General features: G+C 72.3%; 23 protein-coding genes. 10 read left to right on the top strand and 13 right to left on the bottom strand.

Annotated elements, in window-relative coordinates; all coding sequences use genetic code 11:
* Nucleotides 1-2: 2 nt before the first annotated feature.
* Genes ABD285_RS10915 through treS form a run of 3 tightly spaced genes read right to left on the bottom strand, consistent with a single transcriptional unit; the run spans nt 3 to nt 3,436 of the window.
* Entirely contained in the window at nt 3-1,382 is a 1,380-nt protein-coding gene (locus ABD285_RS10915) for an exonuclease domain-containing protein (protein ID WP_344202565.1), read from the bottom strand.
* A gap of 9 nt (nt 1,383-1,391) precedes the next feature.
* The gene (locus ABD285_RS10910; RefSeq protein ID WP_344202563.1) at nt 1,392-1,712 is read right to left on the bottom strand and encodes a hypothetical protein; all 321 of its coding nucleotides are present in this window, start codon (nt 1,710-1,712) and stop codon (nt 1,392-1,394) included.
* A complete protein-coding gene (gene treS, locus ABD285_RS10905; protein WP_284251918.1) occupies nt 1,709-3,436 on the bottom strand; it encodes a maltose alpha-D-glucosyltransferase in 1,728 nt (575 codons plus the stop codon). The genes ABD285_RS10910 and treS overlap by 4 nt, the downstream gene beginning before the upstream one ends.
* Nucleotides 3,437-3,506: 70 nt before the next feature.
* Between treS and ABD285_RS10900 the strand changes: the two genes are divergently transcribed.
* Nucleotides 3,507-4,391, top strand: coding sequence for an alpha/beta fold hydrolase (locus tag ABD285_RS10900; RefSeq protein WP_284251920.1), 885 nt, complete (start codon nt 3,507-3,509; stop codon nt 4,389-4,391).
* A 13-nt stretch (nt 4,392-4,404) separates the two neighbouring features.
* A complete protein-coding gene (locus ABD285_RS10895) occupies nt 4,405-5,499 on the top strand; it encodes a glycosyltransferase family 4 protein (RefSeq protein WP_344202561.1) in 1,095 nt (364 codons plus the stop codon).
* 117 nt (nt 5,500-5,616) lie between these two features.
* On the opposite strand, the gene ABD285_RS10890 is transcribed toward ABD285_RS10895, so the two are convergent.
* The 3 genes from ABD285_RS10890 to ABD285_RS10880 are packed head-to-tail and all read right to left on the bottom strand — an operon-like array spanning nt 5,617 to nt 7,584.
* The gene (locus ABD285_RS10890) at nt 5,617-6,078 is read right to left on the bottom strand and encodes a YbaK/EbsC family protein (protein ID WP_284251922.1); all 462 of its coding nucleotides are present in this window, start codon (nt 6,076-6,078) and stop codon (nt 5,617-5,619) included.
* Complete coding sequence (locus ABD285_RS10885) at nt 6,075-6,710, bottom strand: histidine phosphatase family protein (protein WP_284251925.1); 636 nt, start codon at nt 6,708-6,710, stop codon at nt 6,075-6,077. The genes ABD285_RS10890 and ABD285_RS10885 overlap by 4 nt, the downstream gene beginning before the upstream one ends.
* Before the next feature lie 25 nt (nt 6,711-6,735).
* Nucleotides 6,736-7,584: a Sir2 family NAD-dependent protein deacetylase gene (locus ABD285_RS10880; RefSeq protein WP_425565061.1), complete on the bottom strand. Its 849-nt coding sequence runs from the start codon at nt 7,582-7,584 to the stop codon at nt 6,736-6,738.
* A 71-nt stretch (nt 7,585-7,655) separates the two neighbouring features.
* Between ABD285_RS10880 and ABD285_RS10875 the strand changes: the two genes are divergently transcribed.
* Nucleotides 7,656-8,453 (top strand): TrmH family RNA methyltransferase, encoded by a 798-nt coding sequence (locus tag ABD285_RS10875; RefSeq protein WP_284255538.1) that lies wholly within the window; start codon nt 7,656-7,658, stop codon nt 8,451-8,453.
* A 30-nt stretch (nt 8,454-8,483) separates the two neighbouring features.
* Entirely contained in the window at nt 8,484-9,713 is a 1,230-nt protein-coding gene (locus tag ABD285_RS10870; RefSeq protein WP_284251929.1) for a D-alanyl-D-alanine carboxypeptidase family protein, read from the top strand.
* Nucleotides 9,714-9,734: 21 nt separating this feature from the next.
* Here the strand turns inward: ABD285_RS10870 and ABD285_RS10865 are convergent, their stop codons facing one another.
* Nucleotides 9,735-10,520: an SGNH/GDSL hydrolase family protein gene (locus tag ABD285_RS10865; RefSeq protein ID WP_344202557.1), complete on the bottom strand. Its 786-nt coding sequence runs from the start codon at nt 10,518-10,520 to the stop codon at nt 9,735-9,737.
* A gap of 41 nt (nt 10,521-10,561) precedes the next feature.
* Between ABD285_RS10865 and dinB the strand changes: the two genes are divergently transcribed.
* The 3 genes from dinB (at nt 10,562) to ABD285_RS10850 (ending at nt 14,901) form a co-directional block, all read left to right on the top strand.
* Nucleotides 10,562-11,806 (top strand): DNA polymerase IV, encoded by a 1,245-nt coding sequence (gene dinB, locus ABD285_RS10860; RefSeq protein WP_344202555.1) that lies wholly within the window; start codon nt 10,562-10,564, stop codon nt 11,804-11,806.
* A gap of 63 nt (nt 11,807-11,869) precedes the next feature.
* Complete coding sequence (locus tag ABD285_RS10855) at nt 11,870-13,639, top strand: DEAD/DEAH box helicase (RefSeq protein WP_344202553.1); 1,770 nt, start codon at nt 11,870-11,872, stop codon at nt 13,637-13,639.
* 23 nt (nt 13,640-13,662) lie between these two features.
* Nucleotides 13,663-14,901 (top strand): aspartate aminotransferase type Ic, encoded by a 1,239-nt coding sequence (locus tag ABD285_RS10850; protein WP_284251931.1) that lies wholly within the window; start codon nt 13,663-13,665, stop codon nt 14,899-14,901.
* Here the strand turns inward: ABD285_RS10850 and ABD285_RS10845 are convergent.
* The 3 genes from ABD285_RS10845 to ABD285_RS10835 are packed head-to-tail and all read right to left on the bottom strand — an operon-like array spanning nt 14,898 to nt 20,309.
* The gene (locus ABD285_RS10845; RefSeq protein WP_284251933.1) at nt 14,898-15,224 is read right to left on the bottom strand and encodes a hypothetical protein; all 327 of its coding nucleotides are present in this window, start codon (nt 15,222-15,224) and stop codon (nt 14,898-14,900) included. The genes ABD285_RS10850 and ABD285_RS10845 overlap by 4 nt on opposite strands.
* A gap of 7 nt (nt 15,225-15,231) precedes the next feature.
* On the bottom strand, nt 15,232-18,651 hold the full coding sequence (locus ABD285_RS10840) for an error-prone DNA polymerase (RefSeq protein WP_284251935.1): 3,420 nt from the start codon (nt 18,649-18,651) through the stop codon (nt 15,232-15,234).
* A gap of 20 nt (nt 18,652-18,671) precedes the next feature.
* Nucleotides 18,672-20,309, bottom strand: a complete 1,638-nt coding sequence (locus ABD285_RS10835; RefSeq protein ID WP_344202549.1) for a DNA polymerase Y family protein — start codon at nt 20,307-20,309, stop codon at nt 18,672-18,674.
* 95 nt (nt 20,310-20,404) lie between these two features.
* Here ABD285_RS10835 and ABD285_RS10830 point away from each other — a divergent pair, with 95 nt between their 5' ends.
* The 3 genes from ABD285_RS10830 to ABD285_RS10820 are packed head-to-tail and all read left to right on the top strand — an operon-like array spanning nt 20,405 to nt 22,571.
* A complete protein-coding gene (locus ABD285_RS10830; protein ID WP_284251937.1) occupies nt 20,405-20,602 on the top strand; it encodes a hypothetical protein in 198 nt (65 codons plus the stop codon).
* A gap of 50 nt (nt 20,603-20,652) precedes the next feature.
* Entirely contained in the window at nt 20,653-22,092 is a 1,440-nt protein-coding gene (locus ABD285_RS10825; RefSeq protein WP_284251939.1) for a purine-cytosine permease family protein, read from the top strand.
* Nucleotides 22,089-22,571: a nucleoside deaminase gene (locus ABD285_RS10820; protein ID WP_284251941.1), complete on the top strand. Its 483-nt coding sequence runs from the start codon at nt 22,089-22,091 to the stop codon at nt 22,569-22,571. The genes ABD285_RS10825 and ABD285_RS10820 overlap by 4 nt, the downstream gene beginning before the upstream one ends.
* A gap of 71 nt (nt 22,572-22,642) precedes the next feature.
* On the opposite strand, the gene ABD285_RS10815 is transcribed toward ABD285_RS10820, so the two are convergent.
* From ABD285_RS10815 to ABD285_RS10805, 3 genes are all read right to left on the bottom strand, one after another.
* Nucleotides 22,643-22,804, bottom strand: coding sequence for a hypothetical protein (locus ABD285_RS10815; protein WP_284251943.1), 162 nt, complete (start codon nt 22,802-22,804; stop codon nt 22,643-22,645).
* 64 nt (nt 22,805-22,868) lie between these two features.
* On the bottom strand, nt 22,869-23,675 hold the full coding sequence (locus ABD285_RS10810) for a hypothetical protein (RefSeq protein WP_344202545.1): 807 nt from the start codon (nt 23,673-23,675) through the stop codon (nt 22,869-22,871).
* 68 nt (nt 23,676-23,743) lie between these two features.
* The gene (locus ABD285_RS10805) at nt 23,744-24,046 is read right to left on the bottom strand and encodes a DUF1905 domain-containing protein (RefSeq protein WP_344202543.1); all 303 of its coding nucleotides are present in this window, start codon (nt 24,044-24,046) and stop codon (nt 23,744-23,746) included.
* Nucleotides 24,047-24,058: the final 12 nt, after the last annotated feature.

Genomic DNA, 24,058 nt, shown 5'->3' with positions numbered 1-24,058 from the left:
GATCAGAACAGCGCCCCGTCGGACGACGTGCGGCGCTGTTCCCATAGCGGAAGCAGTTCGTCGCGGGTGAGCGGAGCGAGCGGCAGGTCCGTGTCGAGCGACGTGATCCAGCGCAGCTCCTCGATCTCGCCGTGCGGCTGGAGCCCGTCGGCCGCCGCGACCGCGAAGACCGCGGCCGATACGATCGTGTCGGACTCGTGGGCCGCCGGTGCGCGGAAGATGCCGAGGTACTCCGCCTGATCGGCGTCGAGCTCGAGCTCGAGCTCCTCGCGCAGCTCACGGGTCAGCGCCTCGAGAGCCGACTCGCCCGGCTCGACCTTGCCGCCGGCCTGCATGAACAGCTCGGTGCCGCGCTTGCGCACGACGAGCGCCCGCCCGGCCGGATCCGTCACGATCGCGGCCGCGACGCGCAGCACCGTCGTCACCGCCGGTGCGGGAGTGGACTCGACCTCGACCTCGACCTCCGTGATGCTGATCGACTCGACCAGCGTCGTCAGCGGTACCTCGGGTGCTCGCCGAAGGTCCTCGGCCTGCGGTCCGACGCCGGGGGCGCCGCGGAGCTCGTCCGCCACGGTCGGCGCCGCGAGCCGTCGCTGATCGAACTCCGAGAAGTCGACGATGGGCACCCGTCCGGGCTGGGGCGGCAGCGGGGGCAGCGGCTGCGTGTCGACGAAGGTGTTCGGATGCCCGACCGGTCGCACGGGCCAGGAGCGGTCGCCGACGTAGCCTTCGCGCCCCGGCTTGGTGCGCACGTACTCCTCGAAGTTCTGCTGCTGGTCGGCGAACCAGATCTCCTGCCGACCGTGCAGGTCACCCGCGCTCACGCCGAGGTCGTCGGGGTAGGCGCGGGCGATCGCCTGCGCCACCCGTCCGGCGCAGATCGCGTCGGCACCGGCGTCGTGCGCGCCGTCGAGCTCCACCCCGTAGAACTCGGCGGTGACCTCGAGCGTGCGCTTGCCGCGGCGGTAGCGGTCGACGGCCTTGTCGATGACGAGCGGGTCGACGACCGGCTGCGGGTGCTCGACCGGCTCGATCGCGTGCCGCCGGCACTCCCGATCGAGGAGCGTGAGGTCGTACGGCGCGTTGTAGACGGTCAACGGGATGCCCTGCGAGAACAGCACGCGCAGCGTCTGCGCGATCTCCGCGATCGCCGCCCCGGCGGGCCGGCCCTCCGCCCGCACGCGCTCGGTGGTGATGCCGTGCACGGCGCTCGCGCCCTCCGGGACCTCGACGCCCGGATCGACGAGCCAGTCCCAGCGCGCCGTCACCCGGCCCTCGGAATCGAGCACCGCGATGCACGCCGAGACGATGCGCGCGACGTCCGTGTCGACGCCCGTGGTCTCCAGGTCGAAGACGCCCAGAGGACCGTCCCAGGTGCTCACCCGGTCAGGCTAGGCGGCGCCCCCGTCAGCACCGGGGAGGCGCACCGGGAAGAGCTCCGTCCGGGCGACCACCCGGTCTCGCTCGGGCGCGAGGACCGTGCGCCGGGGATCGCCGAGGAAGGCGTCCATGGCCTCCCGATCGGCGAACTCGATGATCTGGACCTCGTGCGGCGTGCCGTCGGCGCCCCCTCCGAGCACCCGGCTCGTGACCGCGCCGCGGTGCTCGGCGACCAGCGGCAGAACGGCATCCTCGTAGCCGTGCAGGCCGGCCGCCTCGCCCTCGACCGCCCACAGGAGGCAGCAGAGCCGGATCGTTCGATCGTCGCTCACGGCCGCGGCGGCTGGTAGCGCTGGGTGCCCACGTGGAGCCAGTAGAAGCTCTGGGTGGCCATCGTGAGGGTGAGGGTGCCGTCCGGGTCGACGGTGGGGAACTCGCCGCCGCCGAAGAGGTCGTAGACGGGCGCGCCGTGATCCTCCTCCGGCATCCGGATGTGCACGGAGGCGGGGTTGTGCGAGAACGAGAACACGCACAGGATCCGCTCCGGTGCGTCGCCGAACTGCTGGCCGGAGCCGGGGTAGTCGCGGATGAACGCCAGGATCGACTCGTGGTCGGTCTCGAGCACCTGGATGCTGCCGAGCCCGAAGGTCGGGTGGGCCTTGCGCACGTGGATGACGTTGCGCACCCAATGCAGCAGCGACCGCGACTGGGCGAGCTGGGCCTCCACGTTGATCTGGTTGTAGTGGTAGACGAGCGACTGCACGACCGGCAGGTAGAGCTTGCCGGGATCGGCGGTGGAGAATCCCGAGTTGCGGTCCGGGTTCCACTGCATGGGCGTGCGGGAGGAGTCGCGATCGGGCAGCCAGATGTTGTCGCCCATGCCGATCTCGTCGCCGTAGAACAGGAACGGCGAGCCGGGCAGCGAGAACAGCAGTGCATGCGCGAGCTCGAGCTCGGCGCGGGAGTTGTCCAGCAGCGGCGCGAGGCGCCGCCGGATGCCGACGTTGGAGCGCATCCGGGGGTCGTAGGCGTACCAGCCGTACATGGCCTGGCGGTACTCCTCGCTGACCATCTCGAGCGTCAGCTCGTCGTGGTTGCGCAGGAACACGCCCCAGGCCGCGCCGTCGGGCACGTCCTGGGTCTCGGCGAGCACCCGCTGCAGCTCCGCCGCCGACTGGGACCGCAGCGAATAGAAGATGCGCGGCATGACGGGGAAGTCGAACGCCATGTGACATTCGGGGCCCTCGTCCGAGCCGAAGTACTCCGCCACCTCCGCGGGCCACTGGTTCGCCTCCGCGATGAGCACCCGTCCCGGGTACTCCCGGTCGACCAGCGCACGCACCTCGCGCAGGAACTGGTGCGTCGGCGGCTCCGACTCGCTGTTGCCCTCCTCGGACTCGTAGAGGTACGGGATGGCATCCAGCCGCAGGCCGTCGACGCCCATGTCGAGCCAGTGCCGGATGACGTCGAACATGGCCTCGTGCACGGCCGGGTTCTCGAAGTTGAGGTCGGGCTGGTGGGAGAAGAACCGGTGCCAGTAGAACTGGCGGCGCACCGGATCGAAGGCCCAGTTGGACTCCTCGTAGTCCGTGAAGATGATGCGCGCGTTCCGGTACTTCTCGTCGGTGTCGCTCCAGACGTAGAAGTCGCCGTAGGGGCCGTCCGGGTCCGACCGCGACTGCTGGAACCACTCGTGCTGGTCGGAGGTGTGGTTCATCACCAGGTCGATGACGATGCGCATGTTGCGCTCGTGGGCCTTGGTCACGAGCTCACGGAACTCGTCGAGGGTGCCGAACTCCGGCAGGATCCCCTTGTAGTCGGAGATGTCGTAGCCGCCGTCGCGCAGCGGCGAGGTGTAGATCGGCGGGATCCACAGGGCGTCGATGCCGAGCCACTGCAGGTAGTCGAGCTTCGAGATCAGGCCGCCGAGATCTCCCGTGCCGTCGCCGTTGGAGTCGACGAACGAGCGCACCATGACCTCGTAGAAGACCGACCGTCGGTACCACTGTGGATCCAGCGCCAGACCGGGCAGGGTGATCGGGGCCGTGAAGGTCACGTTTCCACCCTAGGGCTGGCCCGTCGTGCCGGGGACGGCACGCCCAGCCAGCACTCATAGACTTCGCCAGATGCCCGTACCCGCCCCGCACGCCGCCGAGCTGGCGGCCCTGCCGCTGCGCACCGGCGAGCTCGGGCTGCTCGGCAGCACCACCCGGTACTGGGACTACGGCCCGCTGCACGCCGCACGCACGATCGTGATCTGCCACGGGTACCGAGGCGACCACCACGGCCTCGAGCCGGTCATCGCGAAGCTGCCGGGCATCCGGATCATCGGCCCCGACCTGCCCGGCTTCGGCTCGTCGACGCCGATGACCGACGACCGGCACACGATCGACGGCTACGCGCGCTGGTTCGCGGCGTTCGTCGACGCGCTCGGCCTGCAGGATGCCGTGGTGCTCGGGCACTCGTTCGGGTCGATCGTCACATCGCACGCGGTGGCGGCGGGGCTGACGCCGCCGGCCCTCATCCTGGTGAACCCCATCGCCAGCGACCCGGCGAAGGTCGGCGGAGCGGGCGCGACCCGGGCCTACTACGGGCTCGCCCGGCGGCTGCCCGAGCGCATCGGTCGCGCGCTGCTCGCGGCACGGCCCATCGTGACGGTCATGTCGCGCACCCTCGTGAAGACGCCCGACAAGGCGCTGCGGCGCTGGATCCACCAGGAGCACCACCGCTACTTCAACGGCTTCAGCGACGTGCGCACGGTCGCCGAGGGGTTCGACGCGTCGCTCAGCCGGCAGGTGGGCGACGCGGCGGCGGACGTCACCGTGCCGACCCTGCTGATCGCGGGCGCCGTCGACCACATCGCGCCCGCCGCGGGGGCCCGGCAGACCGTGCGGCGGTTCCCCGACGGGCGTCTCGTCGTGCTGCCGGGGGTGGGGCACCTCATCCACTACGAGGCCTCCGAGGGCGCCGCCACCGCGATCACCGCCTTCCTCGACGAGGTGGCGCCGTGAGGCTGCCGCGGCGATGAAGATCGTCTCCGACTGCCGCTACGTGCGGGTCGACCACCACGACGGCATCAGCCGGTACAGCTCCCGGATCACGGCGGCGCTCGGCCGGCTCGCGGCGGCCTCGGGGCACGAGGTCACGATGCTCATCTGCGACGAGCGCCAGTTGGCGCTGCTGCCCGACCTGCCGTGGGCGATGGGGCCGTCGCCCACCGGCCCGGGGGAGCCGTGGGTCGCCCGCCGTGTCAATCGGCTCGGACCCGACGTCGTCTTCACGCCTCTGCAGACGATGGGCACGTTCGGGCGGCGCTACCGCCTGGTGAAGACCCTGCACGACCTGATCTACCACCGGCACCGGACCCCGCCGCGCGATCTGCCGGCGTTCGTCCGGCTGCTCTGGCGGATCTACCACCTCGCGTGGTGGCCGCAGCGTCTGCTGCTGGACCGCGCGGATGCGGTCGCGACCGTGTCGGCGACGACGAAGCAGCTCATCGCACAGCACCGGCTCACGCGACGTCCCGTCGTCGTCGTCGCGAACGCGGCCGATCCCGCACCGGCCGGCGCCCGGCTCGACCGGCCGGCACCGGATCCGGCCGGCGCCGGCGGCCGGGACCTCGTCTACATGGGCTCGTTCATGCCCTACAAGAACGTCGAGACGCTCGCCCGCGCGCTGCACGAACTGCCCGGCTACCGGCTGCACCTCCTCAGCCGGATCCCGTCCGCCGCCCGCAGCCGACTCGAGGCGCTGGCACCGGCCGGCGCGCTCGTCGTGCACGACGGCACGAGCGAGGAGGAGTACCGCGCGCTGCTGCTGTCGGCGCGGGCGCTCGTGACGGCATCCCGCGACGAGGGGTTCGGGCTGCCGCTCGTGGAGGCGATGGTGCTCGGCACGCCCGTCGTCGTGAGCGACATCCCGATCTTCCGCGAGATCGGGGGAGACGCCGCGCTCTACGCACCCGCAGACGATCCCGCCGGGTTCGCCGCGGGCATCCGGCGCCTCGAGGATCCGGACGAGTGGCGCGTACGATCGGCGGCGTCGGTGCTCCAGGCCGCGCATTTCGACTGGGACCGCTCCGCGGCCGCCCTGCTGGAGCTGATGGAGTCGCTCGCCTGATCAGTCGCTCGCCTGATCCGCGACCACCGAGCGCCCACGTTCGCATCACGTCGGCACGGGTGACGGTGCCGGATCGATGCGAACGTGGGCGGTCGAACCCGTGAGCGCGCTCGGAGCTCAGGCGTCGACCGGGACGACCTCCGCGCGCGTCAGCCGCGCCAGGTCGGCGGGCCCGATGGGGAACACCGACGTCGCCGAGCCGGCAGCGGCCCAGACGACATCCAGCTCGAGCAGGTCCGCGTCCATGACCGTGCGCAACGGCGAGGAGAGGCCGAGCGGCGGCACCCCGCCGATCGAGTAGCCGGTCGCCGACTTCACGAGGGCGGCATCCGCCTTGCCGATGTCGACCCCCAACCGCGCGCCGAGCGCGGCGGTGTCGACGCGGTTCGGGCCGGAGACCAGCACGAGCAACGGCGCGCCGCCGGCCTCGAACACGAGGCTCTTGACGATCGCCGCGACGGGGCAGCCGATCGCGGCAGCGGCCTCGGCGGCCGTGTGGGTCGACTCGTCGAACTCGCGGATCTCCGGGTGCAGACCGAGCGGCGCGACGGCCGCACGGAACCGGTCGACGCCGTTCATCGGCCGCCCTCGTGCCGGGCGTCGTGCTGCTCGTCCTCGCGGGCCTCGATGGCGTTCTGCTCGTCGAGCGACGACCCGAGCGGATCGTCGAAGGCGACCAGCCGCAACTCGCCGCGCGCGAGCTCGAAGCTGTGCACCGAGCCGTTCGTGATCGGCCCGTACTCGGTCGCCGGGTCGACACGGTCGAGCACCGCGCGGATCGCGCCGCCGTGGCTGACCACGATGAGCGCGGCTCCCGGACGCGACGCCGCGATCTCCATGAGTGCGGGCACGACCCGGTTCGCCACGTCGGCGCGGGTCTCGCGCCCGGGCACGACGGTGCCGGCCGGGAACCGCCGCTCGATCTCGAGCCAGTCCATGCCCTCGGCCTCGCCGTAGTCGCGCTCGACGAGGGCGGGAACGGCATCCGGATCGCCGAGGCCGATCTCCTCGGCGATGATCGCCGCGGTCTCCCGCGCCCGCGACAACGGGCTGGCGAGCAGGCCGTCCCAGGATCGGGAGGCGAGCCGCCGCCCCGTCATCCGGGCCTGCTCGCGTCCGGTCTCGTTCAGCGGGATGTCGGTGCGGCCCTGGATGCGGCGCTGCCGGTTCCAGTCGGTCTCGCCGTGGCGCACGAGGAAGAGCAGTGTCACGCAGCCCAGGATGCCAGGTGCGCGCTCAGGTCAGGCGATCGCGCAGCGCCGCGAGCACCTCGGAGGTGCCGGCGTCGATCTTGAGCGTCGCGCGCGGGTCGCCCTTGGTGGCGCCGCGATTCACGATCACGACCGGCAGCTTGCGCTTGACCGCCTGATCCAGCAGCCGGATGCCGGAGTTCACCGCGAGCGACGAGCCGGCGATGATCATGCCCTCCGCACGCCGCACGAGCGACGCGGCCTCCGCGAACTTCTCGCGCGGCACGAATTCGCCGAAGAACACCACCTCGGGCTTCAGCACGCCGCCGCAGTTGGTGCAGGCCGGCACGATGACCTCGTCGTACGCGTCGACGTCGACGTCGCCGTCCGGGTTGAGCTTCACGTCGTCGGGGGAGGCGAGCCACGGGTTGTCGCGGGTGAGCCGGTCGGCGATGTCGGTGCGCGCGAAGATCTGGCCGCAGTGCAGGCAGCGCACCCGATCCATCGAGCCGTGGATGTCGACAACGCGCCGCGAGCCGGCCCGCAGGTGCAGCCCGTCGACGTTCTGCGTGATGACCCCGTCGGCGACGCCCAGCAGCTCGAGGTCGGCGATGGCGCGATGCCCGTCGTTGGGCTGGGCCGCCGAGAAGTGCCGCCAGCCGAGGTGACTGCCGGCCCAGTAGCGCTGGCGGGCGACCGGGTCGCTCAGGAACCGGTCGATCGTCATCGGCGTGCGGACGGGTGCGCCCTCGCCGCGGTAGTCGGGGATGCCGGAATCGGTGCTGACACCCGCTCCCGTCAGCAGCACGAGCAGCCGCCCGCCGAGCAGCTCGGCGGCCTCGTCGACGAGCGGCGCGGTCTCCGGGGCGAGCGCGTCCCGCGCGGGCGGGGTCATGACGCTCATGCGCACCTCCTGGTCAGGCTCCCCAGGGTAAACGCCGCTCTTTTCGATTATGTTTCCGCCTCGTGCATCTCGTGCCGATCTCGGACCCCGCCGATCCGGCGCTGCGCGACTACCGCGACCTCACCGACGTGGTGCTGCGGCGCCTCGCCGAGCCCGCCGGCGGGCTGTATCTGGCCGAGTCGGTACGCGTGATCGAGCGGGCCCTCGCGGCCGGGCACCTGCCCCGATCGGCGCTCGTGCTGCCCAAGTGGGTCGACGAGGTCTCGGCCGTGCTCGACCCGTATGACGTGCCGGTGTTCGTGGGGGAGCCCGACGTGCTGGAGTCGATCACCGGCTTCGTCATGCACCGCGGCGCTCTGGCCTCGATGCATCGACCGCGGCTGCGACCCGTCGCCGAGCTCCTCGCGGACGCTCGGCGCGTCGTCGTGCTCGAGGACATCGTCGACCACACCAACGTCGGGGCGATCGTGCGCTGCTGCGCCGCGCTGTCGGTGGATGCCGTCCTCATCACCCCGCGCTGCGCCGACCCGCTCTACCGGCGCAGCGTGCGCGTGTCGATGGGCACGGTGTTCCAGGTGCCGTGGACCAAGATCGACGAGTGGCCGGGCGCCGGTCTCGAGCTGCTGACGTCGCTCGGCTTCCGGGTCGCGGCGTTCGGCCTGCGCGACGACGCGATCCCGCTCGACGAGTACCGGGCCCCCGAGCGGCTCGCGCTCGTCTTCGGCACCGAGGGCGACGGGCTGATGCCCCGCACGATGGATGCCGCCGACGATGTCGTGAAGATCCCGATGGCGGGCGGCGTCGATTCTCTCAACGTCGCGTCGGCGGCCGCGGTCGCGATCTGGGCGACGCGGACCTGACGCCCGCGCGACACCGGTTAGTCTCGACCGGTGCCGACGCCCGCGACCTATCGCCGACGCCGCCTTGCCGCCCTGCTGATCGCCGTCGTCGTCGTGGGCGGCGGACTGTACGGAACGCTCACACTGCTCGCCCCCGTGCGCGGTGTGGCCGCCACCGTCACCGCTCCCGCGATCCCGCCGACCGCCGCCGCCCAGCCGGGTCTGCCGTCGTACGGCGCGAGCGCCGTCGGTGTCGTCGGGTATCCGCAGGCCGCGGCGACCGCGGGTCGCACCGACGCGGTGCCGATGGCGAGCATCAGCAAGGTCATCACGGCCCTCGTCGTGCTGCAGGCCAAGCCGCTGAAACCCGGCGAGGCGGGGCCGACGATCACGATGACGAGCGACGACGTCGCGCTCTACCGGCACTACCTCTCCCTGGACGGCGAGGTCGTGCAGGTCCAGCCCGGGTTTCGGTTCAGTGAGCTCGATCTGCTGAAGCTCGCGCTCGTGAAGTCGGCCAACAACTACGCCGGCAGCCTTGCGCTGTGGGCCTTCGGCTCCTCGGCGGGCTACGCGGATGCCGCGACCGCCTGGCTGTCCGCGCACGGCCTGACCGGCATCCACGTCGTCGAACCCACCGGCATCGACCCGCGCAACGTCGGCACGGCATCCGATCTCGTCGAACTCGGCGAACTCGCGCTGCAGGACCCGGTGGTCGCGCCGATCGTGTCGAGCGCGACGGCGACCGTGCCGAACGTCGGCAGCGTGCGCAACACGAACACGCTGCTCGGCACGGACGGGGTGGACGGGGTCAAGACCGGGACGCTCAACGACTGGGGCGCCAATCTGCTCTTCGCGAGCGACCGCACGATCGGCGGGAAGGCCATCACGATCGTGGGCGTCGTGCTGGGCGGGCGCGACCATGCGACGATCGACCGCGACATCCGGGCCCTCATCCGCAGCGTCGTCGCCGGATTCCACGTCGTCACGCTCGCGAGCAGGGGCCAGGTGTTCGGCGGCTACACGATGCCGTGGGGGCAGCGCGCCGAGCTCGTCGCGACGAAGAAGGTCACGACGCTGGTCTGGGGCGCCGTCACGGTCGCCCCGAGGGTCACGGCCGAGAATCTCACCACCGCGGTGCGCGGCGCCGACGTCGGCACCGCGCGGTTCACCGTCGCGGGCACGACGCTGAGCGTGCCGCTCGAGCTGTCGCGCGGCATCCAGGACCCGGGCTGGGGATGGCGCCTCGGGCATCCCGGGATCGTGTTCGGCGGGGTCTGAGCAGCGGGTCCTCCGCGGCGCTCAGCGCACCGCGCGCGGCACCGGTCGCTTGGGCTCGATGCCGTCGCCGGACGAGCGCCCCGTGAGCCGACGTCCGATCCATGGAACGAAGTACTCGCGCGCCCAGTCGATGTTCTCGCGCGTGGCGCGGCGCCAGCCGCTGCGCGGCAGCGGCTCCGGGCGGAACGGCTCCAGCTCGTTCGGCACCTCGAGCACGTCGAGCACCATGCGCGCGATCGTGTGGTGCCCGACGGGGGAGAAGTGCAGCCGGTCGGGCGCCCACATGCGCGGATCGCGCAGCACATCCAGCGCCCACAGGTCGGCGACCCGGGCGCCGTAGCGGCTCGCGAGCGCCCGCACGTTCTCGTTGTAGATGGCCGCCTTGCCGCGCACCCGGCCGAGCACCGGGGTGCGACCGGGATCCGGGCCGGTGAAGACGACGACCGTCGCACCGCCCGAGACCAGGCGCTGCAGGCCCGTCTCGTAGCGCGCGGTGATGTCGTCCGGGTCGGTGCGCGGCCGGATGACGTCGTTGCCGCCCGCGGAGATCGTGATCAGGTCGGGGCGCAGCTCCATCGCCGCCTCCACCTGCTCGGCGAGGATCCGGTCGAGCAGACGGCCCCGGATCGCGAGGTTGGCGTAGGCGAAGCCCTCCGGCCCTCCCGCCGCCGTCTCGCTCAGCACCTCGGCGACGCGGTCCGCCCAGCCGCGGTGGCCGCCCGGCGCACCCGGTTCCGGGTCGCCGATGCCCTCGGTGAAGGAGTCGCCGATCGCGACGTAGCGCGTCCAGGCGTGTGCAGCCGTCACGCCTTCGAGCTTAAGTCCGCCGTCGCTGCGAGCATGGTGGGGTGAGCAAGCAGGACGGGAGCGGGAGGCAGGTCTCGGCCGAGCCGCTCGACGACCTGACCGCCACCATCCTGCACGTCGACATGGACGCCTTCTACGCCTCCGTCGAGCTGCTGCAGCGCCCGGACCTCGTCGGCAAGCCCGTCATCGTCGGCCATCCGAGCGCCCGCTCGGTCGTCACCGCGGCGACCTACGAGGCGCGCAAGTACGGCGTCAACTCCGCGATGTCGATGGCGCTCGCCCTGCGGCGCTGCCCCCAGGCGATCGTGCTCGAGCCGCACTTCGAGGACTACAGCCGCTATTCGAAGATCGTCATGCGACTGCTGCACGAGTTCACGCCCCGGGTCGAGCCGCTCTCGATCGACGAGGCGTTCCTGGATGTCGCGGGCGCGCTTCGCCTGTACGGCACGCCCTGGCAGATCGGCGCCCGGATCCGCGAGCGCATCCATCAGGAGACGCGGCTGCGCGCCTCCGTCGGCGCCGCGGCCACCAAGTACGTCGCCAAGCTCGCGTCATCGCTCGCCAAGCCCGACGGGCTGCTCGTCGTGCCGCGCGATCGCACGATTCAGACCCTGCATCCGCTGCCGGTGTCGGCGCTGTGGGGGGTGGGCCCGAAGTCGGCCGAGCAGCTCGAGCGCCTCGGCCTGCGCACGGTCGGCGAGGTCGCCGCCGTGCCGCTGGATGCGCTGTCGCGCGCGGTCGGGCCGACCAATGCCGCGCGCCTGCAGGATCTGGCGTGGGGCCGCGACCCGCGGACGGTGCAGACCCACCACGTCGAGAAGAGCATCGGGCACGAGCTCACGTTCGAGCACGACGTGACGAGCCGGGCCGAGATCCACAAGGAGCTGCTGCGCCTCGCGGATGCCGTCGGCGCCCGGCTGCGGCGCTCCAGCGTGCAGGCCCGCACCGTCGCCCTCAAGCTCCGGTTCTCCGACTTCACGACCGTCTCGCGCTCGCGCACGCTCGCGGAGCCCACCGACCTCGGGCGACGGCTCTACGAGGAGGCGCGCACCCTCTATGACGCCGCCTCGGAGAACGGCCGGCCGGTGCGGCTCCTCGGGGTGCGGGGCGAGGGTCTCGTGGGAGCGAGCGCGGATCTGGGCCTCTGGGATGACGATGCCGCCTGGCGCGACGCGGAGTCGACCGTCGACGCGGTCGCGTCACGATTCGGTGCGGGCGCGATCGGCCCGGCGGCGCTGCTCGGCCGGTCGCCGGCGCGTCGCATCGGCGCCGACGGCGACGACTGAGCGGGTCGCCGGCGTCGACGGCCGTCTCGACCGTCGGTGTCATCGCCTACCCTCGAACACGCGATGAGTGAGCTGCCGACCTTCCGCGCGACCGCGGCAGCCGAGCACCTCCCGCCGAGCTTCCCCGAGCGCGCCCCCTGGGGCACCGCGAACCGCCTCCGCGCCTGGCAGCAGGAGGCGCTCGACACCTATTTCGCGAGCGATGCGCGCCGCGACTTCCTCGTCTCCGCCACTCCGGGCGCCGGCAAGACGACGTTCGCGCTCCGGCTCGCCAGCGAGCTGCTGCGGCGGCGGATCGTCGACCGCATCACGGTCGTGGCTCCCACCGAGCACCTCAAGACCCAGTGGGCGGAGGCGGCGCACCGGGCCGGCATCCGGCTCGACCCGAAGTTCAGCAACCGGCACGGGCGCGAGGCGCGGCATTACCACGGCGTCGTCGTCACCTACGCGCAGGTCGCCGTCAAGGCGGCCGTGCACCGGGAACTCACCGGCTGGCGCCGCACGCTCGTGATCCTCGACGAGGTGCACCACGGCGGCGACGCGCTCAGCTGGGGTGACGCGATCCGGGAGGCGTTCGAGCCGGCGACGCGACGGCTCTCGCTGACCGGCACGCCGTTCCGCAGCGACACCGCGCCGATCCCGTTCGTCACGTACCTGCGCGACGAGCGCGGCGTCCGGGTCTCGCAGACCGACTACGCCTACGGGTACGGGCGCGCGCTGCAGGACGGGGTGGTTCGTCCGGTGCTGTTCCTGAGCTACGCGGGGTCGATGCGCTGGCGCACGCGGCAGGGCGAGGAGATGTCGGCCGCGCTCGGCCAGGGCGACACGAAGGACGTCACGGCGCAGGCCTGGCGCGCGGCGCTCGACCCGTCGGGCGACTGGATTCCCGCCGTGCTGGCTGCGGCCGACCGGCGGCTGAGCGAGGTGCGCCAGAGCCTGCCGGATGCCGGGGGTCTCGTCATCGCGACCGACCAGGCGGCGGCGCGCGCGTACGCGGCCATCCTCACCGAGCTGACCGGCCGAGCCCCGACCGTCGTGCTGAGCGACGAGAAGGCGTCGAGCGACCGGATCGCGCGCTTCGCCGCGAGCGACGACCGCTGGATGGTCGCGGTGCGGATGGTCTCCGAGGGCGTCGACGTGCCGAGGCTCGCGGTCGGCGTCTACGCGACCAGCGCCGCGACACCGCTGTACTTCGCGCAGGCGGTCGGCCGGTTCGTGCGAGCGCGCCGCCGCGGCGAGCTGGCCTCGATCTTCCTGCCCAGCGTGCCGATCCTGCTCGCGCTCGCCACCGCGCTCGAACTCGAGCGCGACCACGCCCTCGATCGGGAACGCGACGACGACGAGCTGCTCGACGACGACGACCTCGACCGCGCGGAGCAGGGCGAGTCGGCCAGCGCGGACCTGCTCGACGAGGGGGAGTGGACAGCGCTCGGTTCGATCGCGACGTTCGAGAAGGTGCTGTTCGACGGCGCCGAGTTCGGTCACCTCGCGGAGCCGGGCAGCGACGAGGAGTGGGACTTCATCGGCATCCCGGGCATCCTCGAGCCGGAGCAGGTGAGCGAGCTCCTGCGGTCCCGGCAGACCCGCCAGGCGCGCCGCAGCGCCGGCCGGCCGATCTCCGACGACGTGCCGCCGCCGCTGCACCGCACCCTCTCCGAGCAGCGTCAGCTTCTCAACCGGCTCGTCTCGATCCGGGCGCGCAACACGGGCCAGACGCACGCGTACGTGCACGCCGAGGTGCGGCGCGTCAACGGCGGTCCGGAGGTCGCCCGCGCCTCCGTGACGCAGTTGCAGAAGCGGATCGACTGGCTGCGCGCGCGCATCGGGCAGTAGGGCGCGGCCGGTAGCCTGAAACCATGCCCACGACCTCCGCGCGCGCCGCCTACGAGGCGCTCGTCGCCCGCGGCCTGAAGCTCGACCTGACCCGGGGCAAGCCGTCGCCCGCGCAGCTCGAGCTCGCCGCGCCGCTGCTCGCGATGGACCTCTCGCACGACTACCGCGCCGCCGACGGCACCGACGTTCGCAACTACGGGGGCGACACCGGGCTGCCCGAGCTGCGGGCGATCTTCGGCGACCTGCTCCACATCCCGGTCGAGCAACTGCTCGCGCTCGGCAACGCGAGCCTCGCGGTCATGCACGACACGATCGTCCATGCGCTGCTGCACGGCGTGCCCGGTGGCAACGTGCCCTGGCGCGACGATGACGTCGCCTTCCTGTGCCCATCGCCCGGCTACGACCGGCACTTCTCGATCACGGAGGCGTTCGGCATCCGGATGATCCCGGTGCCGTTCGACGAGGACGGTCGCCTGCCGCTCGACGTCATCGCCGAGCACCTGAAGGACCCGGCCGTGCGCGGCATGTGGTGCGTGCCGATGTTCGCCAACCCCGGCGGCGAGGTCTACGACGAGGAGACGGTGCGCGCGCTCGTGTCGCTCCCCGCCGCGGCGCCGGACTTCCGGCTGTTCTGGGACAACGCGTACTCGGTGCACGTGCTCACCGACGAGTTCCCGCCGGTCATCGACGTGCTCGGCCTCGCGGCGGACGCGGGCAACCCGGATCGGGTGTTCGTGTTCGCGTCGACGTCGAAGATCACGATGGCGGGCTCCGGGGTGGCGTTCTTCGGCTCGTCGCCCACGAATGTCGCGTGGTATCGGAAGCACGCATCGGTGCAGACGATCGGGCCCGACAAGGTCAACCAGCTGCGCCACGCGCGCCACCTCCAGGACGCCGACGGCGTCCGGGCGCTGATGCAGCGGCATCGCGCGATCATCCAGCCCAAGTTCGCGGCCGTGGAGCGGATCCTGCAGGAGCGGCTCGGCACGCCCGGATCGGGTGGCGTCGCACGCTGGACGACGCCGGCGGGCGGCTACTTCGTCGCGCTCACCGGCCCGGCCGGCACGGCGACACGTGCGGTCGACCTCGCCCGTGACGCGGGCATCGCGATCACGCCGGCGGGCGCCGCGTTCCCGTACGGGGAGGACCCGGACGACGCGGTGATCCGGATCGCTCCGACCTTCCCCGCTCTCGACGAGGTCGAGGCCGCGGTCGACGGGCTGTGCACGTGTCTGCTGCTCGCGATCGAGGAGCGCGCCTAACCTCCGTTCACCCCGCCCGGCCGGGCGAGGGTGCGCAGCCAGTGCCGGTGCGCCCAGAACGTCGCGGCCCGCAGGGTGCGGAAGTACCCGATGAGCTCGCGGTCGGCGCTGTGCTCGGCCCAGGTGACCGCGCGGTACCCGAGCTCGCCGCCGACGCGCAGCAGCCGCACGATCGCGTAGTGGGTGCCGTACTGCGTCGTGAGCCACCACTCGCCGGGCCGCTGCTCGACGGCGGCGAGGATCGGATGCCATCCGGGCGCGTACCCGATGCGCGCCCGGCCGGCGGCATCGATCCCGTCCTTCGGGTCGCTGTTGACCGCCATCGCGCGCTCACTGGAAGTCGCGCGAGCGGTGCTGGACGGGTACGCGCAGCGGCTCGAAGCGGTCGGCGAGCAGGTTGGTGACGCCCTCGGGGCTGCGCTCGAGCACCCCGCGCACGATGAGCGCGGGGGAGTCGCGCACGATCCGTCGATAACGGCCCCAGACGCCCTGCGAGCAGATGACGTTCACGAGACCGTGCTCGTCCTCGAGGTTGAGGAACGTGATCCCGGATGCCGTGGCCGGCCGCTGCCGGTGCGTCACGAGCCCCGCGACCTCGATCCGCCGTCCCGGCTCGGCGACCCGGATCGCCGCGGACGACAGCGCGCCGCGCTCGTCGAGCGCCCCGCGGAAGTGGGCGAGCGGATGGTCGTCGGTCGACATCCCGGTTGCCCAGAGGTCGGCGGCGAGGGTCTCGAACGCGCTCTGGTCGGCGAACAGCGGCGGCTGCACGGTCACGATCGAGCCGGCGAGGAACTCCTCGCGGTCCTGCGCGGCCGACCCGGCCCGCCACAGCGCCTCCCGCCGGGTGAGGCCGAACTCGTCGAACGCACCCGCGGTGGCGAGCGCCTCGAGCTGCGCCGTGACGAGGCCCGTGCGGCGCACGAGGTCCTCCATCGAACGGAACGGACCGTTCTCGTCGCGCTCGGCGACGATGCGCTGCGCGACCTTCTCGCCGATCCGGGTGACCTCGGCGAGTCCCAGGCGCACGGCGACGTTCCCGTCGCGGCGGTGCGCGGCATCGGCGACCGCTGCCGACGGATCGAACTCGGGGATCGGCGGCTGGTGGAGGGTGCGGCACGAATCCATCCCCGTGGGTGAGGGACTCCTCGACCCGCTCAGCGATTCCACACCGGCGTGCACGCCCGAGCGCTGGATGTCGGGGCGCCGCACCTCGACGCCGTGCCGGCGCGCATCGCCCGTGAGCGTGGCCGGGGAGTAGAACCCCATCGGCTGAGCCCGCAGCAGTCCCGCGAGGAACACGGCGGGGTAGTGCAGCTTGATCCACGAGCTCGCATAGACCAGCAGCGCGAAACTCAGGGCGTGGCTCTCGGCGAAGCCGAAGTTCGCGAAGGCCTCGATCTTCTCGTAGATCGCGTCGGCGGCGTCGCCCGTCAGGCCGTTCGACGCCATGCCGGCGTAGAGCTTCTCGCGCAGCTTCTCGATCTTCTCCATGCCGCGCTTGGAGCCCATGGCCCGGCGCAGCAGGTCGGCGTCCTCGCCCGAGCACTCGCCGACCGCCATCGCCATCTGCATGAGCTGCTCCTGGAACACCGGCACCCCGAGCGTGCGCTCGAGCACCGGCACGAGCTTCGGATGCGCGTAGGTCACCGCCTCCTGCCCGAGCTTGCGCCGCACGAACGGATGCACGGCGCCGCCCTGGATGGGACCCGGCCGCACGAGCGCGATCTGCACGACGAGGTCGTAGAACCGCCGTGGCTGCAGGCGGGGCAGCAGCCCCATCTGCGCGCGCGACTCCACCTGGAACACCCCGATCGAGTCCGCGCGGCACAGCATGTCGTAGACCGCGGCCTCCTCCTTGGGCAGCGTCGCGAGCTCCCACTTCTCGCCGGTGGCCTCGCGGATGAGGTCGAAGCAGTACTGCAGCGCCGCGAGCATGCCGAGCCCGAGCAGGTCGAACTTGACCAGTCCCATCCACGCCGCGTCGTCCTTGTCCCACTGGATGACGGTGCGCTTGTCCATGCGGGCGTGCTCGATCGGCACGACCTCACCGACCGGGCGCTCGGTGAGCACCATGCCGCCCGAGTGGATGCCGAGGTGCCGCGGTGCGCCGAGCAGCTCCATCGCGAGCGCGGCGACCGGCGGCGGGATGTCGTTGTCCTCCATCGACGAGAGCGACGCGCCCCAGCGCTCCACCTGCTTGGACCACGCGTCCTGCTGGCCGGGCGAGTGCCCGAGCGCCTTCGCCATGTCGCGCACGGCGTTCTTCGGCCGGTACTGGATGACGTTGGCGACCTGCGCCGCGCGCTCGCGCCCGTACTTCTCGAACGTCCACTGGATGATCTCCTCGCGCCGGTCGGAGTCGAAGTCGACGTCGATGTCGGGCTCCTCCTCGCGCAGGCTGGAGATGAACCGCTCGAACGGCAGTCCGTAGTAGATCGAGTCGACGGCCGTGATGTTCAGCAGGTAGCAGACGGCCGAGTTCGCGGCCGAGCCGCGACCCTGGCACAGGATGCCGAGGCGCCGGGCCTCGGCGACGATCCCGTAGACGATGAGGAAGTAGCCGGGGAAGTCCTTCTGCTCGATCACGGCGAGCTCGTTCTCGATGCGCTCGCGCCCGGCCTCGTCGAGGTCGGGGTACTTCTGCGGCACGGCGTCCCAGACGAGCTGCCGCAGGTATGACATCGGGGTGTGCCCCTCGGGCACCTCCTGCGTGGGCAGCGCGGGCTTCGCGCGCCGCAGCGGGAACGCGAGCTCGTCGGCCAGAGCGACCGTCCGCTCGACGGCGCCCGGATACCGCGCGAACCGCTCCTGCATCTCGCGTCCGCTGCGCAGGTGCGCGGTTCCCGCCCCGGGCAGCCAGCCGTCGAGCTCGTCGAGGCTGCGCTGGGCGCGGACCGCGGCGACCGCGGTGGCGAGCCGGTGGTGGCGCGGGGCGGCGTAGTGCACGTTGCCGGTCGCGATGACCGGCAGCCCGCGTTCGGCGGCGAGGGCGGCGAGCGCGTCGTTGCGATCGGAGTCGAGCGGCTCGCCGTGGTCGAACAGTTCGACGTAGACGTTCTCCCGCCCGAACAACCCCGCGAGCCGGTCGAGCTCCTCGCCCGCGGCCATACGACCCGCCGGACCGAAGCCGCGCTCCTCGAGCGCGCGCCGCACCGCGCCCTTGCGGCATCCGGTGAGGATCACCCAGTGCCCGCCGGCGATCTCGGCGAGCTCGCCCAGGTCGTAGGCCGGGCGCCCCTTCTCGCCGCCGCGCAGCTGGGCGGCCGTGATCGCGCCCGAGAGCCGGTGGTAGCCCTCCTCCTGCCGGGCGAGCACGAGCAGGTGGTCGCCCTCGGGGTCGGGTTCGCCGTTCTGCGGGGCGCTCAGCCCGAGCGAGAGCTCCGCCCCGAACACCGTCTGCACCTCGGCCTGCTCGGCCGCCTCGGCGAACCGCGCGAGTCCGTAGAAGCCGTCGTGGTCGGTGATGGCGAGCGCGTGCAGGCCGAGCCGATCCGCCTCCTCGAGCAGCTCCTCGGGGCTGGAGGCGCCGTCGAGGAAGCTGTAGTGCGAGTGCGCGTGCAACTCGGCGTAGGGGACCGCCGCGCGGTCGCGCACGATGTCGTCGGGCCGCTGGTACGGACCGCGGCGCAACGACCACGCCGGGCTGTCGCCGCCGTCGGCCGCAGCGGGCATCTGCTTCGGCCGGCGCCGGTCGCTCAGCTTGCGCTCGATCTCCGACCACGGGATCGGCGGATTGTCGAAGCCCATCGCCTACTCCCGGCCGATCATCAGTCGTACCGCCCCTCGGCCCACCAGCCGCCGCCGTCGAGCACGAGCAGCCAGGCGACGCCCTCACTGTCGACCGCCTGGAAGCGGTTGACGCTGCGGGCGGCCTCGGCATCCCACCAGCGCTCGTCGAGCGGCCACGGACCCGCCCACGCCGTCAGATCGCGCCGCGCGCCGGTCGGCGAGACCATCACGGCGGGCGGTCCGCTCAGGGCCCCGCGTTCGTCGACCGTGACCGGCTTGCCGGCCGGATCCTCGACGCCGATGCCGCGCGGCAGCTCGTAGACCATCGACGGCGCCGGCGGCGGGAGCACACCGGGCCACGGGCGACGGGGATCGCGCGCGACGAGCGGCCGGTCGCCCCACGGCACGAGCGCCTGCCGCTCGGCCGGCGTGCGACCGCCGGCCGGTGCCGCCGTCAGAACGCCCTCGTGCCCGACCATGCCCTGCACGCGCGAGAGCGCGGAGTGCACGCCCTCGTCCGGTCCGGTGCCCCAGAGCCCGCGCTCGTGCGCCCCGGCCGGGTCGACGGCCTCCGGGCTCAGCCGCACCCGGGTGACGGCGGACCGCAGCTCGCCCTCGATCGGCCGCGCGCTGCGCTTCGGATCGAGGGCGCCGGCCACCTGCCAGCGCACCCGGTCGACGACCTCGGCGGGGGAGAAGGAGCGCGGATGCAGCCACACCCGCTCGCTCGCCTCGCCGCGATCGCCGACGAGCTCCACCCGCAGCGCGGTGCACACGAGCTTCTGCTCGAGCAGGGCGGCGATGAACTCGTCGGCCGCCTGCCGCACGCCGAACGCGATCTGGTCGACCCGCTCGAGCGCCGGTTCGAAGTCGACCTGCGCGTCGACGTCCCTCGGGGGGATGCGCGGGGTCGCCGGCCGCGCATCCCGACCCCCGGCCCGTGCATGCAGCCGCGCTCCCGCGGGACCGAACCGCGCGAGCACATCGTCGGCGCCGAGCTCGGCGAACTCGCCGAGCGTGCGGATGCCGAGCCGGGGGAGCAGCGAGACGAGCTCCGCGCGGTGGAGCTCAGAGCGAAGGCCATTTCTGGCCTTCGCCGCGACCCCAGCGCCGAGGGCCGTCCCGGCCCTCGGATCCTCGTCGATGAGCGTGATCGGGAGCGGAGCGAGGAAGGCGGGGGTGGCGCCGGGGGCGACGATCGTGGCGGCGTCGGCGCCGCTCTTCGCGGCGCGCTCCGCGGCGAACAGCCCGTCGGCGATGCCGACCCGCGCACCCGGCGCGCCGAGCTCGCGCGCGACGCCGAGCACGTGCACGGCCGCCGCCTTCTCGCCGCCGTAGTACCGCGCGGGCCCCCGCGCCCGCACGGCGACCGTGCCGGGACGCAGCGGATGCAGCCCCGGCAACGACTGCTCGAGCGCGACGAGCAGCGGCTCGAACGCACGCGCGTCGAGCGCGGGGTCGTAACGCAGCACGTGCAGCCGGGGTGAGCGCGCCTGCGCCTCGCGCTGCCGCATCCCGCGCCGGACGCCGTCGTCGCGCGCCGCGGCCGAGCAGGCGACCACCTCGTTCTTCGCCACGAGCGCGATCGGTGCCTCCTCCGGCAGCCGCCCGGCCCGCGCATGGGCGAGCACGGGCCAGTCCGGCACCCAGAGCACGAGGAGGCGGGGTGGTGTCATCCCGGTATTCTCGAACATATGTTCGAATGGTTCAACCCGGTCCGGCGCGTCGGGAGAGAACTGAGAGGATCGAGGGCGATGGAGGAGACCCGCCCGTGAGACGCCGCACCGCGATGACCGTGATCATGATCTTCGGCATCCTGCTGACCGTCTGCGGCGTCGGCTACGCCGCAACGCAGTTCATCGAGGGCGGACCGCCCGACAGCGTCAAGATCGGGCTCGGCGTCGTCATGGCGGTCATCGGGATCATCGTCCTCGTCGCCTCGGCCCGTCAGCGGCGCCGGTCGCGCTGATCGTCGCGGCGAAACACCCCCGAAACGCGCCGAGTCGCTACGGTGTGGCCATGACGACGACCGCCCCTCCCCGGCCCACCTCGATCGAGCCGGGAGGCATCGAGTCGATCCCGGCCGACAAGCGCCACGGATCGCCCTGGCAGCTCCTGGCCACCTGGTCAGCCCCCAACCTCGAATTCGCCACCGTCTTCGTCGGTTTCATCGGCGTCGCGTACTTCGGCCTCGGCTTCTGGCAGGCGATCCTCGCGGTCGTCATCGGCAACGCGCTGGGCGCGACCAGCCACGGCATCCTGTCGACCTGGGGGCCGCGCGAGGGCCTCGCCCAGCTCGTGCTGAGCCGCACCGCGTTCGGCCTGCGCGGCAACATCCTGCCCGCGGCGATCAACACGATCATGGCGGGGCTCGGCTGGTTCGCCGTCAACTCGGTCTCCGGCGCCTTCGCGCTCGCGACCCTGACGCACATGCCGATCTGGCTCGCGCTGCTCATCATCGTGGTGCTCGAGGTGCTGCTGGCCTTCGTCGGGCACGATCTGGTGCAGGTCTTCGAGCGGTACGCAAGCATCGTGCTCGGCGTCGTCTTCATCATCGCGACCATCGCGATCTTCGCGAACCCGGTCGTCGGCCCGGCCCTCGGCCACTCGGCGTTCACGTTCGGCGGGTTCACCCTCACCGCGGCGGCGGCCTTCGGCTACGCCGCCGGCTGGAACCCGTACGCCTCGGACTACACCCGCTACCTGCCCAAGACGGTCAGCCGGGCCAAGACCGGCTGGGCCGCCGCGCTCGGCAACTTCGTCTCCTGCACGGTGCTCATGGCGGCCGGCGCGGCATCCGCGCTCATCGTGGCGCCGAAGAACGCGAGCCCGACCGACGCCTTCGTGCACGGGATGCCCGGCTGGGTCGCCGCCATCACCCTCCTCGCGATCGCCGTGGGCGCGATCGCCGCGAACGCCCTCAACATCTACTCGGGCTCCATGTCGTTCCTCGCGGCCGGCATCCGGATCCGGTTCTCGCTGCGGCGGGCGATCATCGCGATCGGCTTCGGCATCCTCGGATTCCTCATCGCGCTGGTGTCGATCCTCACCGATGTGACCAGCAACTACGAGAACTTCCTGCTCGTCATCGCCTACTGGATCGCGCCGTGGCTCGGCGTCGTGCTCGTCGACCGGCTGCTGCGCCGGGGCACGGCGATCGCGGCATTCATCCCGGACCGCGCGAAGTACCGCAACCCGGCCGGCATCATCGCGTTCGTCATCGCGGCGGTCGTCTCGATCGTGCTGTTCTCGAACCAGGTGCTGTTCACGGGGCTCGTGGTGACCGCCACGGGCGGCGCGAGCTCCCCGATCGGCGACCTCACGCCGCTCGTCGGATTCGTGCTGGCCGGCCTGCTGTACCTGCTGTTCTTCCGGGTCTTCCGCCCGCAGGTCGGCGGTCCGGTCTCCGAGGAGCCGGATGTCGTGATCGGCGTCGACGCGGCGGACGAGGCCGCATGAGCGCCGCGCCCGTTGTCGGCGCGGTGTACGCCACCGATGCCGAGAAGCTCGACGTCGCCCGGCACGAGGCCCTCGCGGGGCTCGAGGAGGGCGGCATCCCGATCGGTGCGGCGCTGTTCGACGCGGACGACCGGCTGCTCGGCTCCGGCCGCAACCAGCGCGTGCAGGGCGGCAACCCCGCCCTGCACGGCGAGACCTCCGCGTTCCTCAACGCCGGGCGTCAGCGCTCGTACCGCCGCACGACGATGGTGACCACGCTGTCGCCGTGCTGGTACTGCTCCGGGCTCGTGCGCCAGTTCAACATCGGCCGGGTCGTGATCGGGGAGAACACGACGTTCTACGGCGGCGAGGACTGGCTGCGCGAGAACGGCGTGCGCGTCGACGTCGTGCAGGACCCGGAGCTCGTCCGGATCATGACCGACTTCATCGCGGGCAACCCCGAGCTGTGGAACGAGGACATCGGGACGCTGGAGCTCTGAGCGAAGGCCATTTCTGGCCTTCGCGGCGACGCCAGTCCCGACGCCCGTCTCGGGCGTCGGTCCGGAGTGAGTCAGGATGCGGGCGGCGCGGTGCCGTTCGACGAGGGCGCGTTGTTTTCCGGATGAAGCCGCAGCCAGCGGATGCCGACCGTGATCCAGACGACGAGACCGACGATCACGAGGATGACGCCGGCCGCCAACAGGGTGAACCATCCGATCGCAAAGATCTGCATGGGGTCATTGTGCTGTCCCTGAGCCTTGTTCGGCATCCGGCTCGTCGCGCAGCGGCCGCGACGTTCAGCCGACAACGCGGAGCCGGTCCATGCGGTCGGCGCGGTCGGCGCGGTCGGCGCCCTCCGGTCGGGCGACGACCGCCTCGACGGTGGTCCCGCCGGGACCGGGCAGCCACAGCCGGCGTGAGCGCGGACGACCCGACCATGCCGCCGAGGCGGAGGTCACGGTCGCCTGGCGCCCGACGAGGTGGCCGAAACCGGCGCCGACGCCGGCCCACGCCGACTCCGTGACGGCGAGTCGGGCATCCGCCCGCGGCCAGTCGCCGAGGCTCACGAGCACGGCCTCGCGCTGACGCAGCCGGGACGAGAGCCTGCCCGCGGTCGCCTCGCCGATGCGCGGCACGCCCGGTGCGGCCGACGGCGGCTTCACGAGCACGATCGAGACGACGTCGACGAGCGCGGCGACGACCGCGAGCCACTGCTCACCCGGATGCGGCACCAGCACGAGCCGGTCGAGATCGACACCGAGGCCGGCGGCCGCCTCCACCCCGAGATCGGGCACCCCGACCACGGCGCACCAGGCCCCCGCGGCGCTCGCGCCCTGCAGCAGGGCGAGGGCGAGGGTCGTCGACCCGGCGACCGCGTAGGTGCCGCCGGCACTCAGCGCCCCGTTCGGCAGCAGGTCGGCGAGGGCGGGGTGGGTCGGCAGCGCCCGTGTGTCGATGCGGTTGCGCTGCATGCTCCGGATGCGCGCCTGCAGCTCGCGCACCACGTCACCCTGCGCGCGGCCAGTCGGGGCGTGGCCGCCCCGATCGAGTTCGGCCTCCACCTCCGACAGCTCGAAGGTGACGGCCGCTGCTGTCGCCGTCATCGCTCCAGTGTCGAACATGTGTTCGATGGTGTCAACGACGGCCGACACCTGCGTGTGCTGCGCTCCGCTCAGCCGACGTCGAGCAGGCGGATCGAGACGCGCGCCGTGTCGCCCTCGTCGACGCCCTCCTTCTCGTAGACGGCGCGCTTGACGGGCATCGTGTACCGACCGTCACCGCCCGGGAAGATCGAGGTGCGCCACGTGCTGGCACCGAGAGTGACGTCGACGCGCAGCGACTCGAAGCCGCGCGGGGGAGCGGGCAGCTCGCCGATCTCCTCCGACACGTCGGCGGGCAGCGAGACGAACAGCCACTTCTCCCGCCGCGACGCCCAGCGGTAGAGCTCGGCCTCGAACGCGTACGACGCGGTCATGACTCGACTATC

It is taken from the genome of Pseudolysinimonas kribbensis (assembly GCF_039531715.1).
GTDB classification, from domain to species: domain Bacteria; phylum Actinomycetota; class Actinomycetes; order Actinomycetales; family Microbacteriaceae; genus Pseudolysinimonas; species Pseudolysinimonas kribbensis.
The sequence above is the reverse complement of the archived record's forward strand: the minus strand, read 5'-3'. Positions and strand labels throughout refer to the sequence as shown.

Coding starts and splice junctions, on each gene's coding strand:
- ABD285_RS10900 (WP_284251920.1), top strand. CDS start 3,507: ATGCCCGTACCCGCCCCGCACGCCGCCGAGCTGGCGGCCCTGCCGCTG.
- ABD285_RS10895 (WP_344202561.1), top strand. CDS start 4,405: ATGAAGATCGTCTCCGACTGCCGCTACGTGCGGGTCGACCACCACGAC.
- ABD285_RS10890 (WP_284251922.1), bottom strand. CDS start 6,078: ATGAACGGCGTCGACCGGTTCCGTGCGGCCGTCGCGCCGCTCGGTCTG.
- ABD285_RS10880 (WP_425565061.1), bottom strand. CDS start 7,584: ATGACCCCGCCCGCGCGGGACGCGCTCGCCCCGGAGACCGCGCCGCTC.
- ABD285_RS10855 (WP_344202553.1), top strand. CDS start 11,870: ATGAGTGAGCTGCCGACCTTCCGCGCGACCGCGGCAGCCGAGCACCTC.
- ABD285_RS10850 (WP_284251931.1), top strand. CDS start 13,663: ATGCCCACGACCTCCGCGCGCGCCGCCTACGAGGCGCTCGTCGCCCGC.
- ABD285_RS10845 (WP_284251933.1), bottom strand. CDS start 15,224: ATGGCGGTCAACAGCGACCCGAAGGACGGGATCGATGCCGCCGGCCGG.
- ABD285_RS10840 (WP_284251935.1), bottom strand. CDS start 18,651: ATGGGCTTCGACAATCCGCCGATCCCGTGGTCGGAGATCGAGCGCAAG.
- ABD285_RS10835 (WP_344202549.1), bottom strand. CDS start 20,309: ATGACACCACCCCGCCTCCTCGTGCTCTGGGTGCCGGACTGGCCCGTG.
- ABD285_RS10825 (WP_284251939.1), top strand. CDS start 20,653: ATGACGACGACCGCCCCTCCCCGGCCCACCTCGATCGAGCCGGGAGGC.
- ABD285_RS10820 (WP_284251941.1), top strand. CDS start 22,089: ATGAGCGCCGCGCCCGTTGTCGGCGCGGTGTACGCCACCGATGCCGAG.
- ABD285_RS10815 (WP_284251943.1), bottom strand. CDS start 22,804: ATGCAGATCTTTGCGATCGGATGGTTCACCCTGTTGGCGGCCGGCGTC.
- ABD285_RS10810 (WP_344202545.1), bottom strand. CDS start 23,675: ATGACGGCGACAGCAGCGGCCGTCACCTTCGAGCTGTCGGAGGTGGAG.
- ABD285_RS10805 (WP_344202543.1), bottom strand. CDS start 24,046: ATGACCGCGTCGTACGCGTTCGAGGCCGAGCTCTACCGCTGGGCGTCG.